This window comes from Paenibacillus albicereus (assembly GCF_012676905.1).
GTDB classification, from domain to species: domain Bacteria; phylum Bacillota; class Bacilli; order Paenibacillales; family Paenibacillaceae; genus Paenibacillus_O; species Paenibacillus_O albicereus.
In genome coordinates, this window is record NZ_CP051428.1 from 1,787,717 (window position 1) to 1,799,564 (window position 11,848).

Consider the following 11,848-nt stretch of genomic DNA (forward strand, 5'->3'; position numbering starts at 1 on the left):
GAACATCTTAGAGAGGAGCTGGAGAAGCCGTGAACCTGAGACCGAAGCTTCTGCTCGCCTTCATCCTGCTCATCGTCGTGCCGGTTGCAGCGTCGGGCGTCGTGTCCTTCCTGTATTACGAGCATCTGATCGAGAAGAAATACAACGAGCAGACAGAGCTGACGATGAACGCGGTCGGCCGCAACATCACGAACTTTTTCGACGAAATGAACCGCTTGACGGACGTGAACCTGACAAGCTCCGTCGTCCAGCATACGCTCAAGATCAACGCCGATCCGGGCGGAGGAGCCAGCTCCCTGATCGCGATCGGCCTGGCCGAGAAGGAGATGGGACCGCTGCTGTTCCAGAATCCGGCCATCAGCTACATCGCCCTCTACGCCAACAACGGCGCGCTGTTCCGCTCGACGAGGAACGATCCGACGACGTTCAAGCCGATCGGCTACGACCGGCTGAGGCGCCACCCCTCCTATGAGGAGGCGGTCAAGCTCAACGCCAAGCCGCTCTGGATCGGCCCATACGAGCAGGAGGAGCTGACGGGCAAGGAGTTCGCGCTGTTCACCCAGATGAGGCTCGTCAAGGACCGCGAGAGCCTGAGCGACCTCGGCATCATGGTCACCCAGTTCAAGTCGTCGGGCGTGGACGAGATCCTGACGGACTTCAAGGGCAGCGAGGACGACGGCTCGCGCTACTATATCCTCAACCGCAACGGGCTCGTGCTGCTCGACAGCGAGACCGACATGGAGGGCAGCTACATCAGCAGCTCCAGCTATGCGGCGGCGAGTCCCGGCACGCCGTATGTGAGCGGACGGGCGGAGTTCCTCCACGTCGACAGCCTCGTCTCCTCCTACTGGCTCGGCATCAACGACTGGATGCTCGTCTCGGCCAAGCCGTGGAGCTCGCTCATGAGCGAGAACATCGCCTTCGTCAAATGGATCAGCCTGCTGACCGGCCTCAGCCTGCTGTCGGCCGTGCTGTTCAACGTCTTTTTCGTCAATCGGGTCGCGAAGTCGATCATCCGCGTCGTGCGCAAGATGCGGCTCGTCGAGCAGGGCCTGCTGGACATCCGCGTGCCGGTGCAGGGCAAGGACGAGACGGTGCTGCTCGGCAACAGCTTCAACAGCATGACCGAGCGGCTCGGTCGGCTGCTGACCGAGGTGAGGGAGGAGCAGATCCGCAAGCAGCGGGCCGAAATGATGCTCATGCAGGCGCAGATCAAGCCGCATTTCCTGTTCAACACGCTGGAGTCGATCAACGCGCTGGCCGCGCAGAACGAAGGGGCCAAGATCATGCTGATGGTGCGCCGGCTCAGCCAGCTGCTGCGCACGAGCATGCACCAGAAGGAAGAGATCACCGTCCACGAGGAGCTCGAGCATGTCCGCAGCTACCTCGAGATCCAGAAGTACCGGTTCGAGGATCTGTTCTCGTACGGAATGGACGTGGACGAGGGCGCGCTGGAATACCGCATCCTCAAGCTGACGCTGCAGCCGCTCGTGGAGAACAGCATCCAGCACGGCTTCGACGGGCTGGAACGTGCCGGCATCATCACGGTGCGGGTCGAGCTGCGTCCGGGCGCCATCATGCTGACGGTCGAGGACAACGGCATCGGCATGGACGGACCGACGCTGCAGCGGGTGGCGGAGGGCAAGAAGGACGAGAAGTGGAGTCCGATGGAAGACGGAGAGCGGGGAGGGCTGGGCCTGCGCAACGTAGCGGACCGGCTGCGGATCCACTACGGACCTTCCTTCGGCATGATGATCTGCAGCAGCCCCGGCGAGGGGACGATCATCCGCTGCACGATACCGCGCAATAAGGGGGACCTCGAATGACGGGCAAGGTCATGATTGTCGACGACGAGCCGCATATCACGCGCAACCTCGAGAAGGTCATCCCGTGGGAGATGCTCGGCCTCGAGGTGGCGGCGACGGCCAAAAATGGAAGGGAGGCGCTGGAGGCGCTGCAAGGCGGCGGGTTCGACCTGCTGCTCTGCGACATCCGCATGCCGGTCATGGACGGCATGACGCTCGTCAAGACGATTCGCGACACCGGCATGGACCTGGACATCATCATGCTGTCGGGCTATCAGGATTTCAGCTACACCCGCACGGCGATCCAGTACGGCGTGCAGGACTACATCCTCAAGCCGATCCCCTACGACGAGCTGACCGGCGTCATCGCCCGCGTCATGAGCCAGCGGCGCGCCCGGCAGCGGCAGCAGCAGGACGAGCGCGTCCGCATGAGCGCCGTCCTCGACCTCGCCAACGAAAAGGTGCTGTTCGACGTGCTCAAGGACTACACCGACGTGTCGCACAACCACTGGCTCGTCGCCGAGGACGAGCATGAGCTGTCCGGGCGCTCGTACCTGCTGCTCGTGCTGGACATGGATGCCGGCGCGGAGGAGGCCAAGGATTGGCGGGAGTGGAACGACAAGGAGCGCAAGCTGTGGAACTTCGCGGTCGCCAACGTGCTGCGGGAGTCGCTGCGGCGCAGCGGCATGCGCCATGCCGTCATTCAGATGCGCGACGGCGAATGGTGCGTGCTCGCCGCGATGAAGGAAGGCTATCTTTTCGACAGAGGCGAGACCGCCCAGTGGATCGAAAAGCTGCTGGAGGAAATCCGCCGGCATGTCAAGCTGAGCCTGCATGCCGGCGTGTGGGGCGACCTCGTCGACATGAAAGGGCTCTCGAGCGCTTACAAGCGGGTGCACCGTTCGATGCAGCTCGATCCGGAAGCCGAGCGGATTCGCTTCTTCAGCGGGGAGGCTCTGCCGCAAAACGTTTCGCATGAGGTGCTCTGGTCCAGCTCCGAACGGATTCTGGAGGCGCTCAAGCGCGGCCATGCGCAGGACGTCAACGAGGAGATGAAGCTGCTCTCCTCGCGGCTGCAGTCGCTCGGCACGCCGGAGCTCGGCCGCATCAAGCCGGTGCTGCACTACTTCGCGCTCCATCTGATGCGGGAGATGAAGGAGATGCAGCTGCTCGGCAAGGAGCAGGAGGAAGCGCTGTGGCGCAAGCTGGACCGGCGCATCAGCGCCAAAGACCTGCTCAGCGTCATCCGGCAGACGGCCGACGCGGGTCTCGCCGGCTCGAGCGACAAGAAAAAGCATTCCGAGCGCACGATCGCCGAGGCCAAGGCCTACCTCGACCGCAACCTGTACCGGGACATCGGCGTCGAGGAGGCGGCGACCCGCGTCGGGCTTAGCACCTCGTACTTCAGCCTGCTGTTCAAGCAGACGTACGGGGAGACGTTCATCGAGTACGTCACGCGCCAGCGGATGGAGAAGGCGAAGCAGCTGCTGGAGCATACGTCCAAGAGCGTCGCCCAAATATCCAAGGAAGTCGGCTACTCGGAGCGCCGCTACTTCACCAAGGTCTTCATGAAATATACCGGAGAAAACCCGACCGACTTCCGCGCAAGGCTCCAGCAGCCCGGATGAAAAGGCTTCACTCCCGTCTGGATTATGATCGAACGTGCTGGTACAATCAGGGGTGACGATCTTTATTTCGATCATTTTTTGAAGAAGGGCAGGCAAAAATCATCATGAACATGATTGAATCAGTCAATTCTTCATCGAAGCCATACGCCGGCTGGACGCTGAAGGAGAAGGCGGCCCAGCTGTTCGTCTTCGGCTTCCACGGCAAGCAGCCGTCCCAGGACATCCTGGACATCATCGAGGGGCATGGCGTCGGAGGCGTCATCTACTTCACGCGCAACATCGACGATGCCCGGCAGGTGCACGAGCTGTCCTCGCAGCTGCACCGGGCCGCTTCGGAGGCGGGACGACCGCCGCTGCTCGTGAGCATCGACCAGGAAGGCGGCATGGTGGCGCGCATCGTCGACGGCGTGACGCTCATGCCGGGCAACATGGCGCTCGGCGCTGCGGCTTCCCGCGATGGCGCCTATGAAACAGCGCGCATCTGCGGCGAGGAGCTGCGCCTGCTGGGCGTCAACCTCAACTTCGCGCCATGCCTCGACGTCAACAACAATCCGGACAATCCGGTCATCAACGTCCGCTCCTACGGCGATCGTCCGGAGCTCGTATCCGAGCTCGGCGCGGCCGCAGTCCAAGGGTTCCAGTCCTCCGGCGTGGCCGCTACGGTCAAGCACTTCCCGGGCCACGGCGACACGAGCGTCGACTCGCATCACGCGCTGCCGGTCGTCGCGCACGACCGCCAGCGTCTGGAGGAGATCGAGCTGCCGCCGTTCCGCGCGGCCATCGCGGCCGGCGCCGACGTCATCATGACCGCGCATATCTGCCTGCCCGCCCTCGACCCGAGCGGCGTGCCGTCCACGCTGTCGAAGCCGGTGCTGACCGGACTGCTGCGCGGCGAGCTCGGCTATGACCGCGTCATCGTCACCGACTGCCTGGAGATGGACGCGATCGACAAGACATACGGTCCGGGCGAAGGCTCCGTACGCGCGATCGAGGCCGGAGCGGACCTCGTCCTCATCAGCCACAACATCGACAAGCAGCTGGCCGGACTGGACGCGGTCGTTCGGGCCGTCGAGGAAGGGCGCTTGTCCGAGGAGCGGCTGGAGCAGTCGCTGGACCGGATTCTTTCGCTGAAGGAGAAGCTCGGCGCAGCGGAGGCGCCGGCTCCGTGGGAGCAGAGCTCGCCGCGCATCGGCACGCCGGAGCACCGGGCTGTCGCCGAGCGCTGGAGCGAGGCTTCGTTGACGCTCGTCAAGAACGAGGGCGGCCTGCTGCCGCTGCCGGCCGAGGGGCGCACGCTCGTGCTCTGGCCGGAGATCAAGGCGGTATCGGTCGCCGACGAGATGCTCTCCGGCGACGGCACGCTCGGCAGCTGGCTGTCGAAGCTGCTCCCGAACGTCGAGGAGCGCCGCCACGACGACGCCACTGCGCTCGACGGACTGGATGCGTTCGACCGCATCGTATTCGTCAGCTACGACGCCTCCAAGCATCCGCAGGAGCTTGAGCTCGCCGAGCGGCTGCTCCAGGTCGCCGGCGACCGCACGGTCGCCGTCTCGGTGCGCAATCCGCTGGACTTGACCCGGTTCCCGTCCGTGCAGGCTTTCCTCGCCGTCTACGAGTGCCGTCCGCTGGCGCTCCGCTCCGCCGCCAAGGCTCTTGCGGGCGAGCTGACGCCGGCCGGCAAGCTGCCGATGGCGCTGAGCGAGGCGTATCCGTTCGGCTTCGGGCTGTAGGGCGTCGGCATCAGCTCAGCTAGGATATGAAGTCTTTTGGAGTCGTTTAAGTCCTTCCTTCGGGCAGGACTTTTTTTTGTAGCCGAGCAGGCCTTTGCACGAGCTTAATGGGAACGGCCGAACGGGCCGCTGCGCGAGCTTAATCGGAAGGGCCGAACAGGTCGCTGCGCGAGCTTAATTGAATGGGCCGAACAGGTCGTTGCGCGAGCTTAATCGGATGGGCCGAACAAGCCGCTCCGCGAGCCGAGCCTTTCTCCGATTCCACTGGAAGCCGGATGCCTGGATTGCCCAACCTCCTATTCGGAGGCCATTCGTCTTCCAAGAGGACCGCTGCCGCTTCTCCAAAAGGCATCGGCTCGCTTCGCTTCCTTCGTCCCGCCGCCCGCCTTCACCCCCTTTATATAGGGGGGATCGTCTCCCGCATGCCCGGGAGACGGCAGCCTAGCCTTGCGCGCTGCGCTGGCCAAAGCCAACAAGCAAGCTTTCCAAGCTGCCTTCGGCCAGCAACTATTTCCCCATGCCACCAAGCTGGCCGGCCATCAATCCATGTTAACTGAGAAAACTCTCTCCGATTAAGAGAACAAGATTTAAGCGGAAAAACCGAGCAACTCGGGCGAGGGAGAGCAGGAACGAGGGAGTTACGCGGAAAAGCCGAGCAACTCGGGTGAGGGAGAGCAGGAACGAGAGAGTCACGCGAAAAAACCGAGCAACTCGGGTGAGGGAGAGCAGGAACGAGGGAGATACGCGGAAAAACCGAGCAACTCGGGCGAGGAAGAGCAGGAACGAGGGAATTACGCGGAAAAACCGAGCAACTCGAGCGAGGGAGAGCAGGAACGAGTGGAGTTGCGCGGAAAAACCGAGCAACTCGGGCAAGGAAGCGAAGGAACGAGGGAGTTACGCGGAAAAACCGAGCAACTCGGGTGAGGGAGAGCAGGAACGAGGGAGTTACGCGGAAAAACCGAGCAACTCGGGTGAGGGAGAGCAGGAACGAGGGAGTTGCGCGGAAGAACCGAGCAACTCGGGCGAGGAAGCTAAGGAACGAGTGGAGTTACGCGGAAAAACCGAGCAACTCGGGCGAGGGAGAGCAGGAACGAGTGGAGTTACGCGGAAGAACCGAGCAACTCGGGCGAGGAAGCTAAGGAACGAGTGGAGTTACGCGGAAAAACCGAGCAACTCGGGCGAGGAAGCGAAGGAACGAGGGAGTTACGCGGAAAAACCGATTAGCTCGGTAGTGAAGGCGGAGGTTCGGCATCGATTTCGACGCCATCGGTCTGCAGGCGGTTCATGTGTCGGAGAGGCCTCCACGCGAAGCGGCAAGTGTTCGGAGAGGGCTCCCGCGAAGCGCGAATGTTCAGGGACCGGGAGCGAAGCGAGGGCGGGGAGCTCGTGGAGAAGCGGCAGCGGTTCCCTTGGAGGCCGGATTCCACCCCTGCTGGGGAATGGAATGAAAGGAATCTGGGCTCCAGGGAGATCGGAACGAGTCCCCGCTCCGCGAAGCGGATTCGGATTCCCAAAGCTCCCGCTCCGAGAAGCGGCTCCGGATTCCCAAAGGCCCCGCTCCGAGAAGCGGCTCCGGTTCCACCTAAGTCCCGCCGCGCGAAGCGGCTCGATCCCGGCTCAATTTGCCGCGAAGCAAACCTATCCATTTTGCCCCCGTCCTGCGAAGCCATCCAGCACTTTTGCTCAAGCTCCGCCCAGGCGCCCGCATGAAATTTTACACAAAGTTTACAATACGCCTATGGCGCCCTTGACCTGCTGGAGGTACGATGAATGGATGAAATCAGATGACAGCGGGGAGATTGCGGCATGAAGCGTTTTCGGGTTCGCCTCACGTGGATCATGATCGTCATGATCGGCCTGTCGGTCACGGCGGCCGGCTTGATGATGGGCAAGACCTACAAGGACAATCATATCGCCGCCCTCGAGGAAAGCATGCTCCGCGAGATGATGGTCATCAACGCCCATCTGGACTGGAGCCTGGCGGACAAGCCGGTGGAAGGGCAGGCGTATTTCAGCGAGCGCGCGAACGAGCTCAAGGAGCTCACCGGCGCGCGCGTCACGTTCATCCGCAAGGACGGCAAGGTGCTCGGCGATTCGGACTCCGATCCGAACGGAATGGACAACCATAGCGGGCGCAAGGAGGTGCTCGAGGCGGAAGCCGAGGGCTCCGGCCGGGCGATCCGCCACAGCGAGACGGTCGGGCAGAACATGCTCTATGTCGCCGTCGCCGCCGATCCGGGACGCCTGCCGTCCGATCTGATCCGGCTGTCCTACAGCCTGGAATCGGTCGAGATCAGCGTGAACAAGCTATGGACGGTGCTGATCGGCGGCCTCATCCTGCTCTTCCTGCTGTCGGCGGCCGTCAGCTACCGGGTGGCGCTCGGCCTGACGCGGCCGCTCGAGCAGATTACCGGCGCCGCGCGCCGCATCAAGGCCATGGACTATTCCGTACGGGTCGACATCCGCAGCAAAGACGAGATCGGCGAGCTCGGCACGGCGATCAACGCGATGGCCGAAGGGCTGCAGGTGCAGATGAACCGCATCCAGGAGAACGAGACGCAGCTGTACAGCGTCCTCGACAACATGACGAGCGGCATCGTCATGATCAATGCCGGCGGCCGCATGGTGCTGTTCAACCGGCGGGCCGAGGAGGTGCTCGGCTTCGAGCACCGCGAGATGGTCGGCAAGCATTACAGCGAGGTCAAGCAGCAGTACGAGCTGTCGCAATTCATCCAGCAGGGCATCGACAACCAGGAGCCGATGCACGACGAGATCACGTTCTATTTCCCGGAGGAAAGGCTGCTGGAGCTCAATCTCGTCCCGGTCTACGCCAGCGACGACCGCTACGGGGGCGCGCTGCTCGTGCTGCACGACGTCTCGGCGATCCGCCGCCTGGAGCGGATGCGCAGCGAGTTCGTCGCCAACGTCTCGCATGAGCTCAAGACGCCCGTTACGGCGATCAAAGGCTTCGCCGAGACGCTGCTCGGCGGCGCGGTGCACGATCCGGTCATGTCGCAGCAATTCATGCAGATCATCTACGACGAGAGCGAGCGGTTAAACCGGCTCATCGGCGATATCCTCGAGCTGTCCAAGGTGGAGTCCAGGCGGGTGCCCCTGCAGCTGTCGCCGGTCGACCTGACCGCCTTCCTGCGCCGGTCGATCGAGGTCATGGAGCCGGAGGCGGCCAAAAAAGGCATCGCGCTGGAAGCCGTGATCGCCGACGGCATCTTCCTGGAGGCGGACGAGGACCGGCTGCGCCAGATCGTCATCAATCTGCTGCAGAACGGAATCAACTACACGCCAGAGGGCGGCCAAGTCGCGGTATCCGCGTCGCTCGCGGTCCGGGAGGACGGGCTCGAGACGGTGCGCATCCGCATCAGCGACACCGGCATCGGCATTCCCAAGAAGGATCTTCCCCGCATCTTCGAGCGGTTCTACCGGGTGGACAAAGCCCGCTCGCGCGTGAGCGGCGGCACCGGACTCGGCCTGTCGATCGTGAAGCATCTCGTGGAGCTGCACAAGGGCACGATCACGGTCGACAGCACGGTCGGCGTCGGAACGTCGTTCATTTTGGAGCTTCCCGTCATCCAGCCGTAGCGGAAAAGGGATCTTTTTGACTCGACACGGGGCTGGTCATGTTAAGATGGAGATAACAATACCGAGAACGGACATCCGTTCCGGACGGCTGGAGGTTTGACGATCATGTCGCACAAAGTGCTTGTCATCGAGGATGAGCCTACCCTTTCAAGGCTGCTATCGTACAACTTGACGCAAGAAGGCTACGACGTGACGGTCTGCGACCACGGGGGAGAAGGGCTGCAGGCGGCGATTCAGCGCAGCTTCGACCTCATCATGCTGGACATCATGCTGCCGGGAATGAACGGCTTCGAGGTGCTGGGCAAGCTGAGGCAGAGCGGAGTCAAGACGCCCGTCATCATCTTGACGGCACGCACGGCGGAGGAGGAGGTCGTCCAGGGCCTCAAGCACGGAGCCGACGACTACATCACCAAGCCGTTCGGCGTCGCCGAGCTGCTCGCCCGCGTATCGGCCGTGCTGCGGCGCTCCGGCCATACGGTGGCGGCGGATGCAGCCCAGCCGCAGGACAAGGTCATCCGTGCCGGAGACCTCGCCATCTATCCGGAGCGCTACGAGGTCATCCTGGCCGGGGAGCAGGTGCCGCTCCGGCCCAAGGAATTCGAGGTGCTGCTGTACCTCATCCAGCGGCCGGGCATGGTCATTACGCGCGACGACCTGATGAACGTCGTCTGGGGCTTCGACTATATCGGCGGCCAGCGCACCGTCGACGTGCATGTCAGCTCCCTGCGCAAGAAGCTGGAGCTCGGGGCGGACTCGGTCTGCATCGAATCGATCCGCGGCGTCGGCTACAAGCTCGTGCTGCCCAAAAAGGTCGGCACGGGCTGAGGCGCAAGCCCTGCACCATCGCCGAATAAGGCTGCCTTCCCGTCCTTGGACGGGAAGGCAGCCTTTGACGTTTTTGACGGCGCTCGTCAGCTTCGGCCCCAAGCGAGCATCTTCTTCTGGAATTCCTTGGGCGAGCAGTCGTTGTATTTTTTGAACATCTTGTAGAAATGGGCCATGTTCGGCATCCCGATCCGGTCGCCGACCTCGGAGATGCTGAGGTCCTTGGTCAGCAGGATGCGCTCGGCCCACTTGATCTTGCGGTAATTGACATATTCGGTGAAGCTCAGCCCGATGGTTTTTTTGAAGTATTTGACGAAATAATAATAGCTCATGTTGGCGAGCTTGCACACTTCCTCGACCTGGATGCGGTCGGTGAGATGCTGCTCGACGAAGGTGAGCACGGGCTTCAGGCGGAGGCGGTCGAAATCGTCCTGGTCGGAAAGGATCTTGCGCTTGTCGTTGCGCAGCAGCAGCAGCAGGATGCGCTTGACGAGCATGCCTACGGCCAGCTCGTAGCCGATCTCCTTGACCGTCGTCTCGTCCAGGAGGTCGCGCACCGCTTGGGCGATCTCGTTCTTGACGAGGGAATTCTCCTGGAAGATGTAGTTCACCTGGCTGAGCGGATGGTTGGTCTCCATGAAGAAGCGCATGTACGGCATCGTGCTGTGGTCGAAAAACTGCTCGAGATCGAACTGCAGCACGATGTAGTCGAGCGCTGCGGAGCTGCTCCGGTCCCGGTGCAGCTGGTTGGCGCCGATGATCGCGACGTCGCCCTCGGCGAGATCGAAGCGCTCCTCCTCGACTTGAACCTCCAGGCTGCCGCTCAGGACGAGCAGCAGCTCCAGCTCCCGATGATAATGCCAATTGATGTGCAGGTTATGGTCGCGCTGCGAACGAAAGACGCGCAGCGACAAAAGAGGGTTTTCATAAAGGACCTTTTCGTTATAGACTTCCAAAGGGGGGCGGCCTCCAATACCAAGATCGCATAAAACCAACGCTAGAAAGAAGCTTTATTTTTGCCGATCGGTTCTCTTATACTTATTTTAGTGTTTGAAGCATGCGCCTTCAAGCGTTCCCCTAAAAAACCAACTTCAATCCAGCATCGGATATCAGGAGGAAAACGAGACATGTCTAAAGTACGTGTTGGAATCATCGGCTGCGGCGGCATCGCGAACGGCAAGCATATGCCGTCCCTGGCCAAAGTCAGCGAGGCGGAAATGGTAGCGTTCTGCGACGTCGAACGCTACCGCGCCGAGGAAGCGAAAGCGAAGTTCGGCAGCGGCGAGGCAGCCGTTTACGAGAACTACCATGACCTGCTGAACGATCCGTCGATCGCGGTCGTGCATGTCTGCACCCCGAACGACTCCCATGCGGAAATCACGATCGCCGCGCTCGAGGCCGGCAAGCATGTCATGTGCGAAAAGCCGATGGCCAAGACGGCGGACGACGCGCGCCGCATGCTCGAAGCTGCGAAGCGCACGGGCAAGAAGCTGACGATCGGCTACCAGAACCGCTTCCGCGGCGACACCCGCTTCCTGAAGGATGCCTGCATCCAGGGCGAGCTGGGCGAAGTCTACTTCGCCAAGGCCCATGCGATCCGCCGCCGCGCGGTGCCGACATGGGGCGTCTTCCTCGACGAGGAGAAGCAGGGCGGAGGCCCGCTCATCGACATCGGCACGCATGCGCTCGACCTGGCGCTGTGGATGATGGACAACTACAAGCCGAAGGTCGTGCTCGGCCGCGCGTACCACAAGCTGTCGCAGACCGAGAACGCCGCCAACGCATGGGGACCTTGGGATCCGGCGAAGTTCACGGTCGAAGACTCGGCGTTCGCGATGATTACGATGGAGAACGGCGCTTCCATCGTGCTGGAATCCAGCTGGGCGCTCAACTCGCTTGAAGTCGACGAGGCGAAGGTGTCGCTCAGCGGCACGAAGGCCGGCGCCGACATGAAGGGCGGCCTGCGCATCAACGGCGAGGAGAACTCCCGTCTGTACGTCAAGGAGATCGAGCTGAACAGCGGCGGCGTCGCCTTCTACGAGGGCGCTTCCGAAGATCCGGGCGAGCTGGAAGCCCGCGCATGGATCCAAGCCGTCATCCACGATACGGAGCCGGTCGTCACGCCGGAGCAGGCGCTCGTCGTCTCCGAGATTCTCGAAGCCATCTACGAGTCTTCCAAGACCGGCAAGGCCGTCTACTTCGAGTAAGCTTCTTGGCAAGCCAAAAGCCGGCTGCGGATCATCCGCAGCCGGCTTTTTCGCGT

7 protein-coding genes are annotated in these 11,848 nt (G+C 62.3%); 6 read left to right on the forward strand and 1 reads right to left on the reverse strand.

The genetic code is table 11. From position 1 onward, the window contains the following. The first annotated feature begins 29 nt into the window (after positions 1–29). The 5 genes from HGI30_RS07710 (at position 30) to HGI30_RS07730 (ending at position 9,585) form a co-directional block, all read left to right on the forward strand. On the forward strand, positions 30–1,826 hold the full coding sequence (locus tag HGI30_RS07710) for a cache domain-containing sensor histidine kinase (RefSeq protein ID WP_168907091.1): 1,797 nt from the start codon (positions 30–32) through the stop codon (positions 1,824–1,826). Beyond that, positions 1,823–3,433, forward strand: coding sequence for a response regulator (locus tag HGI30_RS07715; protein WP_168907092.1), 1,611 nt, complete (start codon positions 1,823–1,825; stop codon positions 3,431–3,433). The genes HGI30_RS07710 and HGI30_RS07715 overlap by 4 nt, the downstream gene beginning before the upstream one ends. A 104-nt stretch (positions 3,434–3,537) precedes the next feature. After that, on the forward strand, positions 3,538–5,163 hold the full coding sequence (locus HGI30_RS07720) for a glycoside hydrolase family 3 protein (RefSeq protein ID WP_235680362.1): 1,626 nt from the start codon (positions 3,538–3,540) through the stop codon (positions 5,161–5,163). A gap of 1,806 nt (positions 5,164–6,969) precedes the next feature. Further along, positions 6,970–8,760, forward strand: coding sequence for a two-component system histidine kinase PnpS (gene pnpS, locus HGI30_RS07725; RefSeq protein WP_168907093.1), 1,791 nt, complete (start codon positions 6,970–6,972; stop codon positions 8,758–8,760). 105 nt (positions 8,761–8,865) lie between these two features. Beyond that, complete coding sequence (locus tag HGI30_RS07730; protein WP_168907094.1) at positions 8,866–9,585, forward strand: response regulator transcription factor; 720 nt, start codon at positions 8,866–8,868, stop codon at positions 9,583–9,585. An 86-nt stretch (positions 9,586–9,671) separates the two neighbouring features. On the opposite strand, the gene HGI30_RS07735 is transcribed toward HGI30_RS07730, so the two are convergent. Further along, entirely contained in the window at positions 9,672–10,541 is an 870-nt protein-coding gene (locus HGI30_RS07735; RefSeq protein ID WP_168907095.1) for a helix-turn-helix domain-containing protein, read from the reverse strand. Positions 10,542–10,712: 171 nt separating this feature from the next. Here HGI30_RS07735 and HGI30_RS07740 point away from each other — a divergent pair, with 171 nt between their 5' ends. Next, positions 10,713–11,792, forward strand: a complete 1,080-nt coding sequence (locus HGI30_RS07740; protein ID WP_168907096.1) for a Gfo/Idh/MocA family protein — start codon at positions 10,713–10,715, stop codon at positions 11,790–11,792. Positions 11,793–11,848: the final 56 nt, after the last annotated feature.

Bases quoted from the DNA above. Each gene is read 5' to 3' on its own strand.
- HGI30_RS07715 (WP_168907092.1), top strand. From the start codon at position 1,823: ATGACGGGCAAGGTCATGATTGTCGACGACGAGCCGCATATCACGCGC.
- HGI30_RS07720 (WP_235680362.1), top strand. From the start codon at position 3,538: ATGAACATGATTGAATCAGTCAATTCTTCATCGAAGCCATACGCCGGC.
- pnpS (WP_168907093.1), top strand. From the start codon at position 6,970: ATGAAGCGTTTTCGGGTTCGCCTCACGTGGATCATGATCGTCATGATC.
- HGI30_RS07730 (WP_168907094.1), top strand. From the start codon at position 8,866: ATGTCGCACAAAGTGCTTGTCATCGAGGATGAGCCTACCCTTTCAAGG.
- HGI30_RS07740 (WP_168907096.1), top strand. From the start codon at position 10,713: ATGTCTAAAGTACGTGTTGGAATCATCGGCTGCGGCGGCATCGCGAAC.